22 protein-coding genes are annotated in these 22,090 nt (G+C 69.7%); 13 read left to right on the top strand and 9 right to left on the bottom strand.

Going from position 1 to position 22,090, the window contains the following annotated elements:
* Positions 1-35: 35 nt before the first annotated feature.
* Both ACMGEZ_RS14095 and ACMGEZ_RS14090 read left to right on the top strand, forming a co-directional pair.
* Positions 36-647, top strand: a complete 612-nt coding sequence (locus tag ACMGEZ_RS14095) for a hemerythrin domain-containing protein (RefSeq protein ID WP_436822900.1) — start codon at positions 36-38, stop codon at positions 645-647.
* A gap of 6 nt (positions 648-653) precedes the next feature.
* Positions 654-1,568, top strand: a complete 915-nt coding sequence (locus ACMGEZ_RS14090) for a ZIP family metal transporter (protein WP_436822899.1) — start codon at positions 654-656, stop codon at positions 1,566-1,568.
* A 21-nt stretch (positions 1,569-1,589) separates the two neighbouring features.
* On the opposite strand, the gene ACMGEZ_RS14085 is transcribed toward ACMGEZ_RS14090, so the two are convergent.
* The 7 genes from ACMGEZ_RS14085 to ACMGEZ_RS14055 all read right to left on the bottom strand — a co-directional run bounded on the left by ACMGEZ_RS14085 (position 1,590) and on the right by ACMGEZ_RS14055 (position 8,294).
* Positions 1,590-1,889, bottom strand: a complete 300-nt coding sequence (locus ACMGEZ_RS14085) for a DUF2934 domain-containing protein (protein WP_436822898.1) — start codon at positions 1,887-1,889, stop codon at positions 1,590-1,592.
* A gap of 133 nt (positions 1,890-2,022) precedes the next feature.
* Complete coding sequence (locus ACMGEZ_RS14080; protein WP_436822897.1) at positions 2,023-2,385, bottom strand: hypothetical protein; 363 nt, start codon at positions 2,383-2,385, stop codon at positions 2,023-2,025.
* A 111-nt stretch (positions 2,386-2,496) separates the two neighbouring features.
* On the bottom strand, positions 2,497-3,801 hold the full coding sequence (locus ACMGEZ_RS14075; protein ID WP_436822896.1) for an NAD(P)/FAD-dependent oxidoreductase: 1,305 nt from the start codon (positions 3,799-3,801) through the stop codon (positions 2,497-2,499).
* A gap of 3 nt (positions 3,802-3,804) precedes the next feature.
* Positions 3,805-5,223 carry a homospermidine synthase gene (locus ACMGEZ_RS14070; protein ID WP_436822895.1) on the bottom strand — a complete coding sequence of 473 codons (1,419 nt, stop codon included), beginning with the start codon at positions 5,221-5,223 and terminating at the stop codon, positions 3,805-3,807.
* 61 nt (positions 5,224-5,284) lie between these two features.
* Entirely contained in the window at positions 5,285-5,563 is a 279-nt protein-coding gene (locus ACMGEZ_RS14065) for a hypothetical protein (protein ID WP_436822894.1), read from the bottom strand.
* A gap of 91 nt (positions 5,564-5,654) precedes the next feature.
* Entirely contained in the window at positions 5,655-7,760 is a 2,106-nt protein-coding gene (locus ACMGEZ_RS14060) for a hypothetical protein (RefSeq protein WP_436822893.1), read from the bottom strand.
* A 6-nt stretch (positions 7,761-7,766) separates the two neighbouring features.
* Positions 7,767-8,294 (bottom strand): protein-tyrosine phosphatase family protein, encoded by a 528-nt coding sequence (locus tag ACMGEZ_RS14055; protein WP_436822892.1) that lies wholly within the window; start codon positions 8,292-8,294, stop codon positions 7,767-7,769.
* Between the two features lie 160 nt (positions 8,295-8,454).
* Here ACMGEZ_RS14055 and ACMGEZ_RS14050 point away from each other — a divergent pair, with 160 nt between their 5' ends.
* Positions 8,455-9,525: a UDP-glucuronic acid decarboxylase family protein gene (locus ACMGEZ_RS14050; RefSeq protein ID WP_436822891.1), complete on the top strand. Its 1,071-nt coding sequence runs from the start codon at positions 8,455-8,457 to the stop codon at positions 9,523-9,525.
* On the opposite strand, the gene ACMGEZ_RS14045 is transcribed toward ACMGEZ_RS14050, so the two are convergent.
* Entirely contained in the window at positions 9,485-10,450 is a 966-nt protein-coding gene (locus ACMGEZ_RS14045) for a glycoside hydrolase family protein (protein ID WP_436822890.1), read from the bottom strand. The genes ACMGEZ_RS14050 and ACMGEZ_RS14045 overlap by 41 nt on opposite strands.
* On the bottom strand, positions 10,447-11,616 hold the full coding sequence (locus ACMGEZ_RS14040) for an inositol-3-phosphate synthase (RefSeq protein ID WP_436822889.1): 1,170 nt from the start codon (positions 11,614-11,616) through the stop codon (positions 10,447-10,449). The genes ACMGEZ_RS14045 and ACMGEZ_RS14040 overlap by 4 nt, the downstream gene beginning before the upstream one ends.
* A 226-nt stretch (positions 11,617-11,842) precedes the next feature.
* Here ACMGEZ_RS14040 and ACMGEZ_RS14035 point away from each other — a divergent pair, with 226 nt between their 5' ends.
* From ACMGEZ_RS14035 to ACMGEZ_RS13990, 10 genes are read left to right on the top strand one after another with little or no spacing between them, the layout of a single operon-like run.
* On the top strand, positions 11,843-12,961 hold the full coding sequence (locus tag ACMGEZ_RS14035) for an NAD-dependent epimerase/dehydratase family protein (RefSeq protein ID WP_436822888.1): 1,119 nt from the start codon (positions 11,843-11,845) through the stop codon (positions 12,959-12,961).
* The gene (locus ACMGEZ_RS14030; RefSeq protein ID WP_436822887.1) at positions 12,958-14,097 is read left to right on the top strand and encodes an NAD-dependent epimerase/dehydratase family protein; all 1,140 of its coding nucleotides are present in this window, start codon (positions 12,958-12,960) and stop codon (positions 14,095-14,097) included. The genes ACMGEZ_RS14035 and ACMGEZ_RS14030 overlap by 4 nt, the downstream gene beginning before the upstream one ends.
* Positions 14,079-15,035, top strand: coding sequence for an MDR/zinc-dependent alcohol dehydrogenase-like family protein (locus tag ACMGEZ_RS14025; RefSeq protein WP_436822886.1), 957 nt, complete (start codon positions 14,079-14,081; stop codon positions 15,033-15,035). The genes ACMGEZ_RS14030 and ACMGEZ_RS14025 overlap by 19 nt, the downstream gene beginning before the upstream one ends.
* A 32-nt stretch (positions 15,036-15,067) precedes the next feature.
* Positions 15,068-16,123 (top strand): Gfo/Idh/MocA family protein, encoded by a 1,056-nt coding sequence (locus ACMGEZ_RS14020; RefSeq protein ID WP_436822885.1) that lies wholly within the window; start codon positions 15,068-15,070, stop codon positions 16,121-16,123.
* On the top strand, positions 16,113-17,255 hold the full coding sequence (locus ACMGEZ_RS14015; RefSeq protein ID WP_436822884.1) for a glycosyltransferase family 4 protein: 1,143 nt from the start codon (positions 16,113-16,115) through the stop codon (positions 17,253-17,255). The genes ACMGEZ_RS14020 and ACMGEZ_RS14015 overlap by 11 nt, the downstream gene beginning before the upstream one ends.
* Positions 17,243-18,361 (top strand): CgeB family protein, encoded by a 1,119-nt coding sequence (locus ACMGEZ_RS14010; protein ID WP_436822883.1) that lies wholly within the window; start codon positions 17,243-17,245, stop codon positions 18,359-18,361. Before ACMGEZ_RS14015 ends, ACMGEZ_RS14010 begins: the two co-directional genes overlap by 13 nt.
* A 17-nt stretch (positions 18,362-18,378) precedes the next feature.
* Complete coding sequence (locus tag ACMGEZ_RS14005; RefSeq protein WP_436822882.1) at positions 18,379-19,476, top strand: CgeB family protein; 1,098 nt, start codon at positions 18,379-18,381, stop codon at positions 19,474-19,476.
* Between the two features lie 37 nt (positions 19,477-19,513).
* Complete coding sequence (locus ACMGEZ_RS14000) at positions 19,514-20,611, top strand: CgeB family protein (RefSeq protein ID WP_436822881.1); 1,098 nt, start codon at positions 19,514-19,516, stop codon at positions 20,609-20,611.
* 14 nt (positions 20,612-20,625) lie between these two features.
* On the top strand, positions 20,626-21,432 hold the full coding sequence (locus tag ACMGEZ_RS13995; protein WP_436822880.1) for a TIGR04290 family methyltransferase: 807 nt from the start codon (positions 20,626-20,628) through the stop codon (positions 21,430-21,432).
* 43 nt (positions 21,433-21,475) lie between these two features.
* Positions 21,476-21,979 carry a DUF1003 domain-containing protein gene (locus ACMGEZ_RS13990; RefSeq protein ID WP_436822879.1) on the top strand — a complete coding sequence of 168 codons (504 nt, stop codon included), beginning with the start codon at positions 21,476-21,478 and terminating at the stop codon, positions 21,977-21,979.
* The last annotated feature ends 111 nt before the right edge of the window (positions 21,980-22,090 follow it).

Genomic DNA, 22,090 nt, shown 5'->3' with positions numbered 1-22,090 from the left:
CACCGCCTTTTTTCCGCCCAGCAACGGAGCACGCCATGAACAACCTGGTTTCCCGTTTGTTGCCGACCGCAACGAACATGATTCGCCTGGACCACACGCACGTGATGTCCACCTTCCACCAGTACAAGGCCAGTGCGCCGGCCCGCGTGAGAAAGGGCCTCGCCTCCACGATCTGCACCTCGCTGGAGGTCCATGCCAGCCTGGAAGAGGAGATCTTCTACCCGGCCGTGCGCGAGGTCACCGAGGATGCGCTCATCCGCGAGAGCATGGCCGAGCACGAGGAAATGAAGCGGCTCATCGGGCTGCTGCGCCGGATGGAGCCGGAGGCCGTCGACTACGACGAGACCGTGATGGCACTGATGCGCGAGGTGCTGCATCACGTGGCCGACGAGGAAACCGTCGTCCTGCCGGCGGCCGAGCGCCTGCTCGCCGACAGCCTCGGCGAGCTGGGCGCGCGCATGACCAAGCGCCGCGTGCAGCTGGTCGCGCCCCGCAGCGGCGAGATCGCGCTCGACATGGGCCGCGCGGTCTCGGGCAACACGGCGGCGCTCTCGATCGCCGGGCTCGCGGCCCTCGGCCTGTTGTGGGCCAGCCGATCCGGGCGAGCGCGGCGCCATCTGCCGCGCAAGACGGCCTTCCATCGGTAGCCGGCCGTGGAACCGTGGTGGCCATCCGGCGGCGCATCGCTGCGCCCGCGCCGCCGGCTGCCGCTGCGGCGCTGGGTGGGCATCGCCATCGTCGTGGCGGGCGTGGTCATCCTCGCCCACCAGGCCTTCGAAGGCGTGGCGCGTGGCGACGCGCGGATCCAGGGCGCGCTGATCGGCGGCATGGTCGCCGCGCTGGCCACGGCCCTCGGCACCTTGCCGGTGCTGCTGTCGCAGCAGTTCTCGCAGCGCAGCTACGACACCATGCTCGGCTTCGGCGCCGGCGTGATGCTGGCCGCAAGCTCCTTTTCGCTGGTGATCCCCGGCCTGGCAGCGGCCAAGGCCCAGGGTGCCGGTGCGTGGGGCGCTGCCGGCATCGTCGGCGGAGGCATCGTGCTGGGTGCGCTGCTGCTGCTGGCCATCGACCGGGCCGTGCCGCATGAGCATTTCGTGAAGGGCCTCGAAGGCCCGCAGGCGCGCACCTTGCGGCGCGTCTGGCTGTTCGTGCTGGCCATCGTGCTGCACAACCTGCCGGAGGGGCTCGCGATCGGCGTCGCCTTCGCCGGCACCGATCCGGTCGGCGCCGCCGCCCTGGCCACCGGCATCTCGATCCAGGACGTGCCCGAAGGCCTGGTCGTGGCCCTGGCGTTGCGCGGCGTCGGCTACGGGCGGGTCGCCTCGGCGTCGCTCGGCGTCGTGTCGGGCCTGGTGGAGCCGGTCGCAGCGGTGGCCGGGGCGGTGCTCGTCACCATCTCCGCCACCATGCTGCCGTGGGGACTGGCCATGGCGGCGGGCGCAATGCTCTTCGTGATCAGCCACGAGGTCATTCCCGAATCGCACCGGCAGGGGCACGAGGCCTTCGCCACCGGCGGGCTGGTCCTCGGCTTCGTCGTCATGATGGTGCTGGACACCGCGCTGGGCTGATCGCGCGGTGGAGCCGGACGGCTACCGCTCTGCGCTGCCGGTGCGCCCATTCCGTTGCGCATCGATCGATCGTTCGGCCTCGAGCCAGTCTTCTTCTTCGCCGCCGGGTGCCTTGCCGCGGCGCTCATAGGCGGCGTAGGCCGCTTCCCGGATGCGGGCTTCGCGCGATGCGTCCGGCTCGGTGCTCTCCTCGCCGCCGGCGTCGGCACCGGCGTCGGCAGAGCCGAGATCGGCTGCCCTGACTTCCGCTTCGAGCGGCAGCACATCGCTCGATGGCGGCTGCTCGACGGCGTCCTGTTCGGCTTTGACGGAGCGTGGCATGTGGGTGTCTCCAGGAAGAAGTGAAGGGGCGCGCGTGAACCGGCGAGCGCTCATCATCGAAAGTGAACGCAGGCAGGCCTCGCGCTCCACGGGCAAGCGGCGGGCCCGCTCCGGAGGGCGGGCCTCGTGTGGCTCAGCGCTTCTTCACAGGCGGCGCCTGGTCGGTCTCCGTCGTGCGGTTGGTCGAGCCGTCGCCCGGATGCCGACCCGTGAGCCCGCCGGCAGTCCCCACGCCGGGCGTGCGCAGATGGCCCTCCCGGGCGGCCTTGGAGGTGGAACCGCTGGCGTCTTCCGTGCGCCGCTCTTCGACGACGCCGGTGTCGCGCTTGCGCGTGGCGGGCGGCTTCGCGCTGTTGCCTTCCGCGTTCATGGGCGCGGTGCCCTTCGGATTGCCGGTCGGCTGGGCGACGGCCGGAGCGACCGCTGCCGCCAGGGCCCAGAGGCCCCAGTGGAGATTGGCGCTTCTGCGAAAACAGGAACTCAGGGACTTGTTCATGGGGACTCCCGATGGTTGGGCCCAGACCCTCTGGGCTTCATCAGTTCCCATGCTCGGCATTCGCGCCGCCCGAGGACCCCGGCACCGGTCCTTTTTCCTTGTAGTCCAACGCTACATCGCGTCGCGCAGCCGGTAGTACAGCATGCCGAGCACCAGCGCCGGCGTTCGCAGCAGGGCCCCGCCGGGAAATGCGCGATGCCGAAGGCGCGCGAACAGATCGAAGCGTTCCACCTGCCCCGCAATCGCCTCGGCGGCCAGCTTGCCTGCCATGCCGGCCATCGCGACACCATGCCCCGAGAAGCCCTGCAGGTAGTAGATGTTGGGGTGAAGCCGGCCGAAGTCCGGCGCCTTGTTCATCGTGATGTCGACGAAGCCGCCCCACGCATGCTCGATCCTCAGGTCGGCGAGCTGGGGAAACACGGCGAGCATGCTGTCGCGCATCTTGTCGATCAGCTTGCGCGGCGTCTTTCCGCTGTAGCTGTCGCCGGAGCCGAACAGCATCCGGTCGTCGGCACTCAGGCGGAAATAGTCCAGCACGAAGTTGGTGTCCGAAGCAGCGGCCCGGCCCTGGATGAGCGCCTCGGCGCGGCTGTGGCCCATCGGTTCGGTGGCGATCATGTAGGTGCCCACGGGCATGATGCGCGACGACACCTCCGGCGCGACGTCGTCGCCGTACTCCGCGAGGTACACGTTGCCCGCCAGCAGCACGAAGTCGCAGTGCACCTCGCCCTGCGCGGTGCGCACCACCGGACGGCTGCCGCGTTCGATCACCTGCACGGCCGAGTTCTCGTGGAAGCGCACGCCCGCGGCGCGTGCGGCGGTGGCGAGGCCCAGGCAGTACTTCAGGGGATGCAGATGGCCCGAGCCGGCATCGAAGATGCCCGAATCGAAGCGCCCGCTGGCCAGCCAGCCGCCGATGTCGCTGCCTTCGATCCATTGCAACGGATAGCCGTAGAGCTGCATGACGTGATCCATCCACGCACGCAGGGCGCGCGACTTCGCCGGCTTGACCGCGAGGTTAAGAAAGCCGTCTCGCCAGTCGCAGTCGATGCGGTGGCCGGCGATGCGCTCGCGCAGCAGGCGCATGCCTTCGACCGAGATCTCCCACGCGCGCCGCGCATCCTCGCGCGAGAACTGCTTCTCGATCGCGGCCTCGCCGTCGGCGCCGAAGCCGACGATCACCTGCCCGCCGTTGCGTCCGGAAGCGCCCCACCCGATGCGCTGCGCTTCCAGCAGCGTCACCGCATAGCCACGCGCCGCCAGCTCCAGCGCGGCCGACACGCCCGCGTAGCCGCCGCCCACCACGCAGACATCGGCCGACGTGACCTTCGCCAGCGGCTCTGCCGGCGCGGGGCGCGCAACGCTGGCCTCGTAGTAGGAGTTCTCGACGACGCCGAGTTCCTTGCGCAACAGCACAATTCAGCTCACCCGGAAGTTGAGGAACTGCCACAGGTCCTCGAGGTCCTTGTCCTCTTCGAAAAGCGGGCTGCGGTCCTTCAGCGGCGTCCAGTCGCCCCAGACACCGACCACCTCGCCGAGGTAGGGCAGCGCCGTTTCCAGCACCGTCTGGTGGTCGAGATCGTCGGGCTCGACCGGGCCCGCATCCGGGTGGCGCAGTGCCCAGGCCATGCCGCCCAGGATGCCCGCCGCCACCTGCAGGCTGGTGGCGTTGTTGTAGGGAGCCAGGGCGCGCGCCTGCTCGATGGTGAGCCGCGAGCCGAACCAGTACACGCCGCGCGGATGCCCCATCAGCAGCACGCCGAGCTCGTCCATGCCTTCGACAATCTCGTCGCGCACGATGCGGTGCCTGTGCTGCAGCTGCCAGTTCTTTCCGGCCAGCTCGTGCAGCGAGAGCACGGCATCGTCGCTGGGGTGGTAGGCGTAGTGCACGGTGGGGCGGTAGACGACCGCCCCGTCCTTGCGCAGGCTCAGGTGGTCGGCGATCGAGATCGACTCGGCATGCGTCACCAGGAAGCCGTGGTAGGGGCCTTCGAGCGGCGTCCAGCTGCGCACGCGGGTCATCAAGCCCGGGCGGCGAAGGTAGATGGCGGCGTCGCTGCCGAAGCCGTGCCGTTCGGCATCCGCGGGCCAGTGCCGCTCGTGCGTGCCCCAGCCCAGCTCCGCAGGCTGCAGGCCTTCGTCGACGAAGGCCTCGACCGACCAGGTGTTGACGAACTCGTCGCGCTGCTTGCGCTGCCTGGCCATCTGCGTGTCGCGCTCCGCGACATGGATGACCTTGATCTCCAGCTTCTGCGCCAGCGCCGCCCATTCCTCGTAGCTCGCCGGCACCGCGTCGAGCTGCATCCGGTTGTCTGCCGCCATGTTGAGCAGGGCCTGCTTCACCAGCGCCGAGGCCAGGCCCGGATTGGCGCCCTGCGTCACCACGGCGGTCGGACCGCTGCGCTTGTCCAGCCTGTAGGCCAGCAGCTCCTCGCGCAGGCTGTAGTTGGAGCGCCGCGACAGCGGCAGGGAGGGGTCGTCGTAGCGCCCGCCCCAGGGCTCGTTGCAGGTGTCGAGGTAGAGCACGTTGTGCTGCCGGCAGAGCCTGATCAGTGCAAGGCTCGACACGTCGATCGAGAGATTGAGCAGAAAGCCGCCCCCGACCAGCAGCGGCTCGAGCACCGCGGCATGGTTGCCTTCTTCGAGCTTCGCGACGATCACCTCGACGCCGAATTCGGCCGCAATGCCGCTCTCGTCCTCCTCGGTCTTGACGATCTTCACGTTGGAAGGATCGAGCTCGAAGTGCCGCAGCAGCAGGGGGAGAACCGCCTGGCCCATGGCGCCGAACCCGACCATGAGCAGCCCCTTCACCCGCGTCTTCGAATTGCTTCTGGCCATCTCTGTTCGGAAAGATGTACTGCAGGATTTACACGCAGGCCGGCCGAGCCCGGCGCCTCGATCAGGCGCTGCCTTGCATCAGCCGCCCGTCAATGACCTCACGTGCCTTGCGGGCGAGCGCTTGCATCGCACTGCTGCCGTCGCGGTGGCGTGCCGACAGCATGACCCGGCACACGAACTTCGATCGCTCGTAGAGATCCGCATGTCCCGAGACGATTCCTTCCGAACTGGCACCGTCCAACTCCACCTTGACCTTCCAGCCCTGGTAGTCGAAGTCATGCGATGCCTTGTTGACTGCTCCCTGGTCGACCGTCGCCCCCTTGCTGGCCGTGCTTGTCATTCCGCTTCCCCGGTTTTCGGCGGCGGCACGATGCCGCACGTCCGATCCAGGGGAAGGTGGCAAGGTGCATGCCAGCCCTCGCAGCACCCGTTCAGGCGCCGCCGATGCCGACCGTCACATGCCCGGTGCCGCCGCAGTCGGGGCAAGACTCGTTGCCTGAAATCCGTCCGCTGCCACCACAGCGGCGGCAGATCCCTTCGCCGGTTCCCGGCGTGCCCGGCGGGGCCTCGTCGCCGGCCTTCGGCGTCGTGGGTTCGATCGCCGCGCCCGGGTCTTCCTCGCCGGCGACCGACGAACCGCTCTCGTCGTTCGGCGGCACGGCCCGCGGTTGCTGTTGCTGCTGCTGCTGGGCTTGCTTCTGCTGCTGTTCCATCTCGCCTCCTGAACGGGTCGTTGGAGCAATGGGTACAACATCTCCCGTCTGCGTGCACCGTGGCGCGGGCGCAGAGGCCGTGCCGGAGTCGGACGTTTTCCTGCACGCCGGTGTTGCCGGCGACGACGCCGCGAGCGCGGCGCGCAAGCCCTCCTCGTAGCGTGCTGCAGCGGCTTGCATCGGCGGGTCTGCCGCGGCGCACGCTGCCATGGCTTCATGGCAGCGTCCGAGCTCGAAGGCGAGGTAGCACAGGCGGCTGAAGCACAGCAGCGCCGGGTTCGGCACGCGGCCGCAGCGCGCGATCAGCCGCGCCACCTCGTCGGTGGAAAGCTCGAACTCCACCGCGGCCCCGGCGATGTCCCAGGCGAGGTCCTGGCAGCCCACCAGGTCGTGCGCCGCATGATGGTCGACCGCGTCCGTCTTGAGGATGAGCGTGCCCGCCGTGAGCCACTCCCACGCGTGCAGCCGGTTGTCGGTCTCGATGCGGCGGAGCGCACGCGACAGTTGGTCCAGTGCCGGCTCCCACGCATCCCACGCCGCGGCCAGCCCCGCGCCGAGCACGGCCTGCGTATTGAAGCGGCCCATCTCCCAGAGGCTGCGCACCGAGGCGCCGGCGCTCTCGCACGCCGGGAACGCGCGCGCACGAAAGCCCAGGTAGTCGCCGAGGCGATCGATCAGCCGGGCCCGCAGATCGCCGGCCGGCTGCGCCGGCATCGGCAGCAGGTCGTCGCGCCAGCGCTCGACCATGAAGCCGTGGCACAGCCCCGCGGGCTGGTTCACGAAGCCGGCCGCGGCCAAGGCTTTCGCGCGCACGTACTTGCGTTCCCCTTCCCGGCCCAGGCCGATGAACCTTACCAGCCAGCGGCCGTCCGCGGTGTCCGCGAGGAACTTGCGGCGCTCCCAGGCGGGATGCACCGGCGGCGCTTCAGCGGCCGGGCGGCGCTGGAGTCCGCGCCAGCGTCCGCCCGAGATGTCCTGCAGCGGCGCCCGCAGCGGCCCGACCAGCGGCGCGATCCAGTTCTCAAGGCCGTGCGCCGGCCGCTTCGGACGCAGGATCGTCTGTTCGAAGCTCGCCGCGTGCACCTGCGCGCAGCGCCACACCGCGAGCACATCCGGGCTCGCCATCGCGCCGGGCCCGTTCGCATGGCCGACGAAAAAATGGAGGCGCCCGGGCGCGACGCCGGCATCGAGGAGCCACCGTCCCACCGCCGCCATCGAGGAGCCCGACAGCCCCGGACCTTCGTCCACTACCGCGAATGCCGCCGCATGCATGTGGCTCGCGCTCGCGCCTGCCGCCAGCTGCCGTGCGAACGGATGCCCGCTCGGCCGCAAGGTCCTCGGACATCCGGCGCCGAGGCCGGCCGCGACCATGGCCGACAGGCTGGTGCCGATGCTTCGAATGCCGAACACCTGCCACGACGACGCGTCGAGGGCCCGTGCCGTCTCCAGGTAGCTCTCCGGGTAGAGGGCGTAGTAGGCATAGCCCTCGGGGCGCTTCAGTTCGATCGGCTCGTGCGGCAGGTGGTCCGCGCAAGCGGCAAGCGTGGCGGCCGGCACGCAGCCGCCGTCCTCGAAGTCGCTGTCCCACGAGAGCGCGCAGCACCGGGCCAGCGCGCGCGCGAGCGACATCGCCGCATCGGCAGCGCCGTGCTGCGCATCTGCAAGCCCCTGCGCGAACTCGCCGGCTTCGATCAACGCACCCACGAGGCGTGCATGCCGCGCGAGTCCCGGCGGCCGCAGCGCAAGCTCCCGCAGGCAGCGCCGCAGGCGGGCGAGCACGGCGGCAGCGTCTTCATGGCGGACGGTGTCTCCATAGATCAGCATCACGCACTACGTCTGGCGACTCGCATAGGCGAGTGCCTGGAACTCGTCGAAGTTCGGTACACGCCAATCGACATTGCTGGTCGAGCGATGGTTCTCCAACCACGCGCACCAGCAGGCGAACTGCTCCGGCGAAGGCGACACCAGCGGGCGCTGCTTCTTCATCATCGCGAGCGCGTCGAGTGGCGCATGGCCCCGCTGCACCAGCACGCACAGCGCGAGCGTGGCCGAGCGGCCGATGCCGTGCTCGCAATGAATCAGCACGCGCTGCCCTGCGTCGAGGAACTTGTTGGCAAAGCGGATCCCGCGATCCAGATCAGGCATCGCCACGCCGCACATGTCCTCGGTCGGCAGGTGCAGCAGCGCGATGCCGTGCCGGCGCAGCACGACGGCATCGGGCTGCGTTTCGCCGCGCAGGTCGATCACGGCCTGGATGCCGTGCTCGCGCGCGAGTCCTTCCGCGCGCTCGCTGGGGAAGCTGCCGCCGACGGCGAGCCTGTCGTCGATCCAGCTGAAGTTCGGTTGCCAGGTATTCACGGCAAACACACTAGCGCCTTTGAATGCAAAGCGCCGCAAGCGGCAGCTCATCAATAGGGTCAACCGCGGCGAAGGACTTCGTCCGGTTTCTCGCCACCGAAAACTCTGCTAGGTTTTTGTGCACTTCAACTCTCCACTCCAACTTCAGCGAGTCCACGCCATGCGCATCTACAACGCCCAACGTCGCATCCTCGTCACCGGCGGTGCCGGCTTCCTCGGCAGCCATCTGTGCGAGAAGCTGCTCGCCGAAGGGCACGAGGTGCTGTGCGTCGACAACTTCTTCACCGGCACCAAGCGCAACATCGAACACTTGCTGGAGCACCCGCGCTTCGATCTCATGCGCCACGACGTCACCTTCCCGCTGTACGTCGAGGTCGACCAGATCTACAACCTCGCCTGCCCCGCGTCGCCGGTGCACTACCAGCATGACCCGGTGCAGACCACCAAGACCAGCGTGCATGGCGCCATCAACATGCTCGGCCTGGCCAAGCGCCTGCATGCGCGCATCCTGCAGGCCTCCACCAGCGAGGTCTATGGCGACCCGGACATCCATCCTCAGCCCGAGAGCTACTGGGGGCGCGTCAATCCCATCGGCATCCGCAGCTGCTACGACGAAGGCAAGCGCTGCGCCGAGACGCTGTTCTTCGACTACCACCGCCAGCATGCGGTGGACATCCGTGTGGCGCGCATCTTCAACACCTACGGCCCGCGCATGCATCCGAATGACGGGCGCGTGGTGTCGAACTTCATCGTGCAGGCGCTGCGCGGCGACCCCATCACCATCTACGGGGAGGGCCGGCAGACGCGCAGCTTCTGCTTCGTCGACGACCTGATCGATGGCCTGCACCGCTTCATGGAATCCGAGAGCGCGGGCATCGGCCCGGTGAACATCGGCAACCCGGGCGAGTTCACCATCCGCGAGCTGGCCGAGCTCGTGATCCGCCTCACCGGCTCGCGCTCGAAGCTGAGCTTCGCCCCGCTGCCCTCGGACGATCCGCTGCAGCGGCAGCCCCGCATCGAGCTCGCGCGCGACATCCTCGGCTGGCAGCCCCGCGTGCAGCTGGAGGAAGGGCTGACGAAGACCATCGCCTACTTCGATCGCCTGCTCGGCGAAAGCGCCGCGCTGCAGGTGACTGCCCCGCGCGCGCCGCAGCACCTGGCGCCTGCTGCGGCAACCGTCGCCAAGCATCTCAAGCCGCGGGCGAAGGCGCGTCGCGCGGCGCAGGCGTGAGAAAGGGCTGAGCCAAGGGCTGCGCCACGCTGGGAAGGCCCGGCGCATAGCGCCGGACCATCCGCGCGCAGAACTCCGCGTACTCGCCGGCCACCAGCGGCGGGCTCGTGTGGTGCGCGGCCACGCCGCGGTGCTCGGGTGTGAAGCAGAAGGTCAGCGTCAGGTCGAAGTCCTCGAGTGCCCGCATCTGCCGGTCGAACCAGCGGTCCGCGCCGGGGCGGAAGCTGTCGGCCCAGCTCAGGCCGGTGCGCAGGCGCCGCACGCCGAGGCGCCGCAGCCATTGCACTGCATCGTCGAGCCGATGGTCCTCGAAGTGGAACCATTGGCAGATGCCCATCTCGGGCGTATAGGCCCCGAAGTGCCGGCTGGCCAGCTTGGGCGAGCCGTCCTCGCGCAGCAAGCCCATGTGGAAGTGCCGGTAGTAGCTCGAGCCCTCGGCCTCGCGATGCCGCGTCGTCGCCGGCCACGCCTTCGGCAGGTCGTACAGCGAGTACCAGTGGATGCGCGGTACGCGGCCCAGCAGCAGTTCGGCCGTGCGCTGCAGGCCGAACTCCTGCACCTCCTCGGCGCCGAAGGTGGAGATGCCCACTTCCGTCACCCACACCGGCAAGGGCGTCACGGCCTCGATCTCGGCAATGCGCGCCGGCCACTCGTCGATCTGCCAGTGGTTCCAGTCGAGAGGGAAGCCATGCACCGCCACCGCATCGAGCCCGTCGAGCACGCCCTGGTCGCGCAGCCGCTGCATGAAGAAGGGATCGATCGGCGAGATGCCGCCCAGCACCTGCGTCAGGTCGGCGTTTTCGGCGCGGACCGCTGCCGAGGCCTCCTTGACCATTGCGCAATAGGCGCTCCACTCCGGATCGAGTTCGAGATCCCAGTGCGACTTGTTGTTGGGCTCGTTCCAGAACTTGACGGCTTCGATCATGTCTGTCTGCTCTTGCTTTCGGGCGGAACGATCGCTTCCTCGGTGGCTTCTGCCGGCCGCGCGGACATCGGCGTGGGCGTAGGCGCGAGCGCCTCGGCATCGCCGCGGATGAAGGCTTCGACGAGCTCGCGCGCCTCGTCGTCGGTGAACTGCTGCGGTGGCGACTTCATGAAGTAGCTGGCCGGCGCGAGCACCGGGCCACCGATGCCGCGGTCGAGCGCCAGCTTGGCGCAGCGCACCGCGTCGATCACCACCCCCGCGGAGTTCGGCGAGTCCCACACCTCGAGCTTGATCTCGCAGTTGAGCGGCACGTCGCCGAAGGTGGTGCCCTCCATGCGGATGTAGCACCACTTGCGGTCCGTGAGCCAGGGCACATGATCGCTCGGCCCCACGTGCACGTCCTCAGTTTTCATGGGGTGACCGAGCTGGCTGGTCACCGCCTGCGTCTTCGAGATCTTCTTGGACACGAGGCGCTCGCGCTCCAGCATGTTGAGGAAGTCGGTGTTGCCGCCGAAGTTGAGCTGGTAGGTCCGATCGAGCTGCACCCCGCGCTTGCGGAACAGGTCGGTGAGGATGCGGTGCACGATCGTCGCGCCCACCTGCGACTTGATGTCGTCGCCGATCACCGGCAGGCCGCGCTCGGCAAAGCGCTGCTGCCAATGGCGCGACGATGCGATGAAGACCGGCACGCAGTTCACGAAGGCGCAACCCGCTTCGAGCACCTGCTCGGCATACCACTCGGTGGCCTTGGTCGAACCCACCGGCAGGTACGACACCACCACGTCCGTGCCGCTGTCCTTGAGGACCTGCGCGACGTTCACCGGCTTGGCGCGGGCCTGCGGCACCACGCCGCGCAGGTACTTGCCGATGCCGTCGAGCGTGGGGCCGCGCTGCACCTTGACGCCCAGCTGTGGCACCTGCGCGAAGCGGATCGTGTTGTTGGGCGCCTGCAGGATCGCCTCGCCGAGGTCGAGCCCCACCTTGCCCGCATGCACGTCGAAGGCCGCGCTGAACTCGACGTCGCGCGGCCGGTAGCCTGCAAGATCGACGTGCATCAGGCCCGGTACGAAGGCATTGCCCGAGGCTTCGCTGTAGAAGTGGACGCCCTGCACCAGCGACGAAGCGCAATTGCCGACGCCGATGATCGCGACGCGAATCTTGTTCATGGATCGATGACCTCTCTGCTCTTTGTTGATGCGAGCCTCCATCATGTGCGCGCATGCTGCATACCCCAGCTCAGCAGTGGCGTAACGAAGCCTTGTTCCTACATCTCAGTCAGTTGCATCGCACAGAAAACGTGGCGGCGACATAAGAGGCTCTGGCCTTCAGCAGCGGTCGACTGCCTTCATGCGCGACCGGTCCGTCAACAAACAAGAACAGGGACTTCCTTCCATGTCGCAGCTTGTACTCATTACCGGGGGGGCCGGCTTCATCGGCTCTCATCTCGCGGACGAACTTCTTGCGCGCAATCTTCGCGTGCGCGTCCTCGACAACCTCGCCTCGCAGGTGCATGGCAGCGACGCCCGAAGGCCTGACTACCTCGACCCCGACGTGGAGCTGATGCACGGCGACGTGTGCGACCCTTCGGCGGTGCGCAGTGCGCTGCGCGGCGTCGACGCCGTCTTCCACTTCGCTTCCGCGGTCGGCGTCGGGCAGAGCATGTACGAGGTGATGCACTACACGCGCACCAACAACCTCGGCACCGCGGTGCTGCTCGAGGCCTTGATCGAGAAGCCGGTCGCGCAGCTGATCGTGGCCTCCAGCATGAGCCTCTACGGAGAAGGCCTGTACCGCACCGCGGGCGGCGAGACCCGTGTCGTGGGCGAGCGTTCGCTCGAGCAGCTGCGCCGCGCCGAGTGGGAATGGCGCGACGGGGACGGAGCGCCGCTCATGCCCGCGCCGACGCCCGAGACCAAGGTGCCGGCACTGGCCTCGGTGTATGCGCTCTCCAAGTTCGACCAGGAACGCATGTGCCTGATGATCGCCCGCGCCTACGGGATGAAGGCGGTCGCGCTGCGCTTCTTCAATGCCTACGGGCCGCGCCAGGCGCTGTCGAACCCGTACACCGGCGTGCTCGCGATCTTCGCCTCGCGCCTACTGAACGACAGCCCGCCCCGAATATTCGAGGACGGATGGCAGCAGCGCGACTTCGTCAGCGTCTATGACATCGCGCGTGCCTGCCGTCTCGCGCTGGAGACGCCGGCCGCGGCGGGCGAAGTCTTCAACATCGGCAGCGGCGAAGCCCGCACCGTGCGCGAGATCGCGCAGCGGCTCGCCGCGGTGACCGGCAAGGAGCATCTGCAGCCGGAGATCACGGGCAAGTACCGGGTGGGCGACATCCGGCACTGCTTCGCCGACATCTCGAAGGCGCGCGACATCCTGGGCTACACGCCGCAGGTCAAGCTCGACGACGGACTGGCCGAGCTGGCGGCCTGGCTCGAAGGGCAGGCTGCCGTCGACCGCGTGGCGCAGGCGAGCGCCGAACTCGATGCCCGGGGGCTCGCAATATGACGCGGCCCAACGGAAGCAAAGTCAGGGTCCTCAACGCAAGTGCGGCCCGCGAAGGGCTCACGCTCATCACCGGCGGCGCCGGCTTCGTCGGCGCCAACCTCGCACATCGCCTGCTGTCCGAGAAGCAACCGGTGCTCGTGCTCGACAACCTGTCTCGCGCAGGCGTCGAGCACAACCTGGCGTGGCTGCGCAACACGCATCGCGAAGGCCTGGAGATCGCCGTCGCCGACGTGCGCGACGCGCAGGCGGTGGAGCGGGCCGTCGCGCGTGCGCGCCGCGTGTTCCACTTCGCGGCGCAGGTGGCGGTGACCACCAGCCTGGTCGATCCCCGCGAGGACTTCTCGATCAACGCGCTGGGCACGCTCAACGTGCTCGAGGCCGCGCGCGCGCAGCGCGTGCCGCCCTCGGTCATCATGACCTCGACCAACAAGGTCTACGGCGGCCTCGAGGACATCGCGCTCGAGCTGCGCGGACAGCGCTACGCGCCCGTGTCGCAGGAGCTTGCCGCGCATGGCATTCCGGAATCGCGCTTGCTCGATTTCCACAGTCCCTATGGCTGCTCGAAGGGCACCGCCGACCAGTACGTGCACGACTACGCGCGCAGCTTCGGCCTGAAGACGGTGGTGTTCCGCATGAGCTGCATCTACGGGCGGCATCAGTTCGGCACCGAGGACCAGGGCTGGGTCGCGCATTTCCTGCTGCGTGCGCTGGAGCGCAGGCCGATCACGATCTACGGCGACGGCCGGCAGGTGCGCGACATCCTCTTCGTCGACGACCTGGTCGAGGCCTTCCTGCTGGCCGACCGGCACGTCGAGCGGCTCTCGGGCCAGGCCTTCAACATCGGCGGCGGGCCGGACAACGTCATCAGCCTGCTGGACCTGCTGCAGCACATCGAGCGGCTCGACGGCATGCGGCCGCGGATCGAGGCGGGCGGCTGGCGCACCGGCGATCAGCGCTACTACGTCTCGGACATCCGCCGCTTCCGGGAGGCCACCGGCTGGACGCCGCGGATCAGCGCTGCCGAAGGCATCGAGCGCCTGCATCGCTGGCTGCGCGAGATGCGCGATGCCGCGGCCCCGGGGCTGGCAACGGACATCCGCACCGGCTGGGAGCCCCAATGCTTGCCGGCGTCATAAGCGCACCGCGCGAGGCCACGCTGGCGCGCGTGGAGCGGCCCGCACCCGGCCCGGGGCAGGTGCTGCTGCGCCTCGAAGGCTCGGGCGTGTGCGCATCGAGCCTGCCCTTGTGGGAGGGCCGCTCGTGGTTCGACTATCCGCAGGCCGCGGGTGCGCCCGGGCACGAAGGCTGGGGCCGCATCGCTGCAATCGGCGAGGGCGTGCAAGGCCTGCGCGAGGGCATGCGGGTCGCCGCGCTGAGCTATCGCGCACATGCCGAGTACGACGTGGCGGATGCCCAGGCCGTGGTGCCGATCCCGCCCGAGCTCGACCATGCCGTCATGCCGGGCGAGCCGCTCGGCTGCGCCGTGAACATCTTCCGACGCAGCGGCATTGAGGCAGGCCAGACCGTGGCCATCGTCGGCATCGGCTTCCTGGGAGCCCTGCTCACGCGACTGGCCGCGAACGCCGGTGCGCGCGTGATCGCGATCTCGCGCCGGCCCTTTGCGCTGGAAATTGCGCGGGAGGCCGGCGCCGCCGAGACCATCCTCATGGACGAGCACGCGCGCATCCTGGAAGAGGCCAAGCGGCTCACCGAAGGGCGCTGGTGCGAACGCGTCATCGAAGCCGTCGGGCTGCAGTGGCCGCTGGATCTCGCCGGCGAGCTCACGGGCGAGCGCGGGCGGCTCGTGATCGCGGGCTATCACCAGGACGGTATGCGCCAGGTCAACCTGCAGCTGTGGAACTGGCGCGGCATCGACGTCATCAACGCGCACGAGCGCGACCCGGCCCGCTACATCGAAGGCATTCGCGGGGCCATCGAGCTGATGGCCACGGGCGTGCTCGACCCCGAGCCGCTGATCACGCATCGCCTTCCGCTCGACCGGCTGGGCGAAGCGCTGGAGCTCACCCGCAAGCGCCCCGACGGATTTCTCAAGGCCGTGGTCACCAGCAGCTGACATGGGCGGAGGAGGAAAACGAAGTGAGCGACATGAGCGAAACAAGCGAACTGATGGTCGAGGGCGCACCGGCAAGCCCTGCACTCGCCCTGTCGGACGCAAAGCGCAGGCCGCGCCTGGGCTTCCTCGGCGTCGGCTGGATCGGCCGGCACCGCATGGAGGCGATCGCCGCGGATGGCGCTGCCGAGGTCGCGGCGCTGTGCGATGCCGGGCCCGAGGCGCTCGGCGCTGCGGCGGCCGCGCATCCGCGGGCGGCACGGGCATCGTCCTTCGATGCGCTGCTCGACGACGATCTCGACGGCATCGTGATCGCGACGCCGAGCGCGCTGCATGCACAGCAGGCCGAAGCCGCGCTGGCCCGCGGCCTGGCCGTCTTCTGCCAGAAACCGCTGGGCCGCACGGTCGTGGAGAACACCCGCGTGATCGATGCGGCGCGCAAGGCCGGGCTGCTGCTGGCGGTCGACCTCTCGTATCGCCACACCGCCGCCATGCGCCGCGTGCGCGAGCTGGTGGCCGGCGGCGACATCGGCGAGGTGTACGCGGTCGACCTGGTCTTCCACAACGCCTACGGGCCCGACAAGCCGTGGTTCCGCGACCCGCAGCGCTCGGGCGGCGGCTGCGTCATCGACCTGGGCATCCACCTCGTGGACCTGGCGCTGTGGACGCTCGGTTTTCCGCGCGTGCTCGAAGTGCAGAGCACGCTGTGGGCGCAGGGGCGCCGTGTCGGCCCGCGGCCGTCGGTGGTGGAAGACCATGCCATCGCGCAGTTCGAACTGGGCGGTGGCGCCGTCGCGCGGCTCGCCTGCTCGTGGAACCTGCACGCCGGCTGCGATGCCGTCATCGAGGCAACTTTCCACGGCACGCGCGGCGGCGCGCGCCTGCGCAACCTGCGCGGCTCCTTCTACGATTTCGTGGCCGAGCGCCTTGACGGCACCCGGGCCACGCTGCTGGCCGAACCTCCGGACGACTGGGGCGGCCGTGCCGCGGTCGACTGGGCGCGCCGCGTCGCGGCCGGCGCGGGCTTCGATCCCGAGGTGGCGCGCGTGGCCGAGGTGGCGGCGGTGCTGGATGCGATCTATGGCCGCTGAACGCCCGCTCCATGTCCTGATGACGGCCGACTGCGTGGGCGGCGTCTGGACCCATGCGCTGGAACTGGCGGCAGGGCTCGGCACGCTTGGGGTGCGGGTCACCCTGGCCAGCATGGGAGCGCGCCTCACCGAGGCGCAGCGCGCGCAGGCGGCAGGCATTCCGGCGCTGTCCCTGCACGAGAGCACGGGGCGGCTCGAATGGATGGACGATCCCTGGGACGATGTCGCCGCCGCGGGCCGCTGGCTGCAGCAGCTCGAGCATGCGCTGCGTCCCGACGTGGTGCACCTCAACCAGTTCGCCTTCGGTGCCTTGCGCTTTCGTGCGCCGACGCTGGTGGTGGCGCATTCGTGCGTGCTGTCGTGGTGGCGCGCGGTGCGCGGCGGCAGCGCGCCTGTGAGCTACGACCGCTACCGCCGCGTGGTGGCCGCAGGCCTTTCCGGCGCCGGCCTGGTCGCAGCGCCGACGCACGCGATGCTCGCCTCGCTGGCCGAGAACCACGGGCTTGCGCGGCCCGGCCTGGTGCTGCCCAACGGGCGCAGTCCCCTGGCCTACCGCCCAGCGGCCAAGCAGCCGGTGGTGCTGTCGGCGGGGCGCCTGTGGGACGAGGCCAAGAACCTGGCCGCGCTCGAGGCCGTGGCTGCGGAACTCCCCTGGCCAGTGCGCGTGGCCGGCGCAATGCGCAGCCCCGGCAGCCCCGGCGGCGCCATGCGCGAGACGCGCGCGGTGCAGCCGCTCGGCGAACTCTCGCCTTCAGCACTGGCTGCGCAGATGTCGCAGGCCGCGATCTATGCCTTGCCCGCGCGCTACGAGCCCTTCGGCCAGAGCGCACTCGAGGCGGCGCTGTCGGGTTGCGCGCTGGTGCTCGGCGACATCGACAGCCTGCGCGAGCTGTGGGGGCCGGCCGCGCTCTACGTGGCACCGGACGACCACGACGCACTTCGAGATGCGCTGCTGCGCCTGATCGCGCAGCCGTCGTTGCGCGACGAACTGGCGCGCAACGCGCGGGCCCGCGCGCTGCGCTTCACGCCCGCGCGCATGGCCCACGCCTACCGCCGTGCCTACCGTCAATTGATCGCGCACGCCTCGCCGCCGCGAACGCCGCGCCTGGAGGAGTTCTCATGCGCGTCGTGATCTTCTGCCACTCGCTGGTGTCCGACTGGAACCATGGCAATGCCCACTTCCTGCGCGGCGTCTGCAGCGAGCTCGTCGCGCGCGGCCATGAGCTCGCAGTCTACGAACCGCGGGACGCATGGAGCCGCGTGAACCTGCTGGCCGAGCACGGCGAGCCCGCGCTCGCCGCCTTCGCCCGTGCCTACCCGGAGCTTTGCAGCCACTTCTACGACGAGCCCACGCTCGACCTGGACGAGGCGCTGGACGGCGCCGACCTGGTGCTCGTGCACGAGTGGAACTCGCATGCGCTGGTCCGGCGCATCGGCCTGCACCGCCGCGCCAGCCGGCACTACCGTCTGCTGTTCCACGACACGCACCACCGCAGCGTGACCGATGCGCAGGCCATGGCCCGCTACGACCTGTCGGAGTACGACGGCGTGCTCGCTTTCGGCAACGTGATCCGCGACCTGTACCGCGCCCGCGGCTGGGCACGCCAGGCATGGACCTGGCACGAGGCGGCGGACGTGCGCCGCTTCCACCCCATCGAAGGCCTCGCGCGCGAGGGCGACCTGGTGTGGATCGGCAATTGGGGCGACGACGAGCGCGAGGCCGAGCTCGGCGAATTCCTGCTGGAGCCGGTGCGGCAGCTCGCGCTGAAGGCACGCATCCACGGCGTGCGCTATCCCACGCATGCGCTCGAGCGGCTGCAACGGGCCGGCATCGACTACGGCGGCTGGCTTCCCAACCACGAGGCGCCGCGCGTGTTCGCGCAGTACGCAGTCACCGTGCACGTGCCGCGCCGGCCCTATGCCAGGGCTTTGCCAGGTATCCCGACCATTCGCATGTTCGAGGCGCTGGCCTGCGGTATTCCCCTGGTTTCCGCGCCTTGGAACGACGCCGAAGGGCTGTTCCATCCCGGCCGCGACTACCTCGTGGCGGCTGACGGCCGGGCCATGAAGCGGCACCTGCGTGCGCTGCTGGCCGATCCCGAAGCCCGCCGCGAGCTGTCGGCGAACGGGCGGCGCACCGTGCTCGCGCGCCACACCTGCTCGCACCGCGTGGACGAGCTGCTCGCCATTCTTGCCGAGCTCCGGCCGGCCGCCCATGCGGCGCCCAGCATCGCGTGAACCAAGGAAGAACAAACATGGACATCGCCTTCTTCGCCTCCAGCCTGGTCTCAGCCTACTGGAACGGTGCCGCGACCTACTACCGCGGCATCGTGCGCGCGCTGCACGAGCGCGGCCACCGCGTGCGCTTCTACGAACCCGATGCCTACGGGCGCCAGGAGCACCGCGACATCGAGGACCCCGACTGGGCCGAGGTGATCGTCTACCCGGGCGAGGGCGAGCACCATGCGCTGCGCATGGTCGAACAGGCGCGCGGCGCCGACCTGGTGGTGAAGGCCAGCGGCGTGGGCGTGTTCGATGCGCTGCTGGAGGCCGCGGTGCTCGACCTCAAGAGCCCGCGCACGCGGGTCGTCTTCTGGGATGTGGACGCGCCCGCCACGCTGGAGCGCATGCACGCAGATCCGTCCGACCCCTTCCGCGCGCTGGTGCCGGGCTACGACCTGGTGCTCACCTATGGCGGCGGGGAGCCGGTGGTGAGCGCCTACGAGGCCTTCGGTGCGCGGCGCTGCGTGCCCATCTACAACGCGCTCGATCCCGCCACCCACCATCCGGTGGAGCCGCTGCCGCACTTCGTGGCGGACCTGTCCTTCCTGGGCAACCGGCTGCCGGACCGCGAAGCACGCGTCGACGAGTTCTTCCTGCGTGCCGCCGCCCAGCTGCACGAGGCCCGCTTCCTGCTCGGCGGCAGCGGCTGGCAGGACAAGGCGATGCCCAGCAACGTGAAGTACATCGGCCATGTCTACACGGCCGACCACAACGCCTTCAACGCCACGCCGAAGGCGGTGCTCAACATCAGCCGCGACAGCATGGCCCGCTACGGCTTCTCGCCCGCCACGCGGGTGTTCGAGGCCGCGGGCGCCGGCGCCTGCCTCATCACCGATGCGTGGGAAGGCATCGAGCTCTTCCTCGAGCCGGGGCGCGAGGTGCTGGTCGCATCCAGCGGCGACGAGGTGGCCGCGCACCTGGAGCGGCTGGACCCCGTCTCCGCCCACCGCATCGGCCAGGCCGCCTGCAAGCGGCTGCTGGCACATCACACCTACGCGCACCGTGCCGCGCAGCTCGAGGCCCTGCTCGAAGGCCGCGAGACGGCGCGCGTGCCGGAGCTGGCGCAGTGAGCACACCGAGCCCACTGAGCCGCGAGGAGGCCCGTCCATGAACCAAGCCCCGCTGCGCATCGCGATCATCGGCCTGTCGATCACCTCGTCGTGGGGCAACGGCCATGCGACCACCTACCGCGGCCTGGTGCGGGAGCTGGCCGCGCGCGGGCACGACGTGCTCTTCCTCGAATGCGACGTGCCCTGGTACGCCGGCCATCGCGACCTGCCGCAGCCACCCTTCGGCCGAACGGTGCTCTACGAAGACCTGGATGCGCTGCAGCGCGACCATGCCGCGGACATCGGCGCGGCGGACCTGGTGATCGTCGGTTCCTTCGTGCGCGACGGCGTCGATGTCGGCGACTGGGTGCAGGCCGAGGCCTCCGGCCTCAAGGCCTTCTACGACATCGACACGCCCGTCACGCTCGCGCGCCTGCACGAACCGCCGCCCGGCGAGGCGCCCTACCTCGAGGCGCGGCAGATCGCCGGCTACGACCTGTACCTGTCGTTCACCGGCGGCCCCACGCTGGCCAGGCTGGAGCGCGAGTTCGGCTCCCCGGCGGCCCGCGTGCTCTACTGCGCCGTCGATCCCACGCTCTATTTCCCCGAGCCGCTGCCGCTGCAATGGGACCTGGGCTACATGGGCACCTACAGCGACGACCGGCAGCCGCGTGTCGAGCGCATGCTGCTGCAGCCGGCCCGGCAGTGGCACGAGGGCCGCTTCGCCGTGGCCGGCGCGAAGTACCCGGGCGGCATCGGCTGGCCGCGCAACGTGCAGCACATCGAGCACCTGCCGCCTGCCGAGCACCGCGCCTTCTACAACCGTCAGCGCTTCACGCTCAACGTGACGCGCGACGACATGATCGAGGCCGGCTGGTCGCCCAGCGTGCGGCTGTTCGAGGCGGGGGCCTGCGGCACGCCGATCGTGAGCGACCGGTGGGAGGGCATCGAGACCCTGCTCGAGCCCGGGCGCGAGATCTTCCTGGCCGACTCGGCGGCCGAGGTGCTTCGCCTGCTGCGCGAGCTGCCGGAGGACGAACGCCTCGCCGTCGGCGAACGGGCGCGCAGCCGCATCCTGGCCCAGCACACGGCCGCGCACCGCGCTGCTCAGCTCGAAGCCTATGTGCACGCACTGCGTGCCCGCGAGGCCGCATGAAGGAGCGCGCTGCCATGTCCCGCCCCGAGGCCCGCGCCGCGGATGCCGACGCGCTGCAGCGCCGCATCGACGCGCTCGCGCCCTGGTTTCACAACCTGCACCTGCCGGGCGGCGTGCAGACCTTGCCTCATCACTTCCTGGGCGGCGACTTCCCACGCTTCAAGTGGCAGCAGATCGAGCCCTTCGTGCCGGCCGACCTGCGCGGCTGGCGCGTGCTGGATGTCGGCTGCAATGCCGGCTTCTACAGCTTCGAGCTCGCGCGCCGCGGCGCATCGGTGCTGGGCATCGACGTCGATGACCACTACCTGGAGCAGGCCCGGTGGGCGGTGCACGAGTTCGGGCTGGAGGCGCAGGTGGAGTTCCGCCGCATGGAGGTCTACGAGATCGCCCGCTCCGAGGAAGCGTTCGACCTCGTGTGGTTCATGGGCGTCTTCTATCACCTGCGCTATCCGCTGCTGGCGCTGGACCTGCTGGCCCGCCGCACGCGGCGCCTGATGATGTTCCAGACCCTGACCATGCCGGGCGATTCGGTGTATGCGAACACGGCCGACTGCTCGATCGAGGACCGCACCCCGCTCCTGGAGTCGGGCTGGCCGCGCATGGCCTTCATCGAGCACCGGCTGGCGGGCGATCCGACCAACTGGTGGGCGCCCAACCATGCCGCCGTCGAGGCCATGCTGCGCTCCAGCGGCCTGCGGGTGGCGGCGCGCCCGGGGCACGAGATCTATCTCTGCGCCCCTGACGAAGAGGCAGCGCGCGCCCGCGCGCTGTACGCCTCGCAGTTCGAGGCGGCATCGGGGGTGATCCGTGGGCGCGGATGAGCCTGCGGTTCCGCAGCCGCCGGACCCGAGCGGCGCCGGGGAGATGGCCGGCCTCGTCGAGCGCAACATCGAAGCGCTGATACAGCGGCGGCGGCAGGAACAGCGAGAGACCGGCCTGCAGGACCGGATCTCCGATGCGATCACCGCCTTCGCCGGCAGCATGAAGTTCGTCTACCTGCACCTGCTCATCTACGGCGCATGGATCGTGGTCAACCTCGGCTGGGTGCCGGCGGTGCCCCGCTTCGATCCGACCTTCGTGGTCCTCGCCATGGTGGCCTCCGTCGAGGCGATCTTCATCTCCACTTTCGTGCTGGTCAGCCAGAACCGCATGGCCGCGCAGGCGGACCAGCGCGCCGACCTGGACCTCCAGATCAGCCTGCTGGCCGAGCACGAGATCACGCGCCTGGTCACGCTGGTCGGCGAGATGGCCCGCCGCATGGGTGTGCCCGAGGCGCACGATCCGGAACTCGAGGAGCTCAAGCGCGATGTCGCGCCCGAGCAGGTGCTCGACCGCATGCAGCAAAGCGAGCGCAAGCTCGGCGAATGAGCGGCCGGAACAAGCAGTCACGCCTCGGGCATGCCCCTTGCCCACTCCCGGGGGGGCCGCGGCCCGCTCCTGAAATTCACCCCGCTGGACGAGGAGGTACTCAAGCGCGTC

Origin of the sequence: Variovorax stachyos, assembly GCF_051400855.1 — a bacterium.
Lineage (GTDB): Bacteria > Pseudomonadota > Gammaproteobacteria > Burkholderiales > Burkholderiaceae_C > Variovorax.
This window is presented reverse-complemented; position numbering and strand designations above follow the sequence as displayed.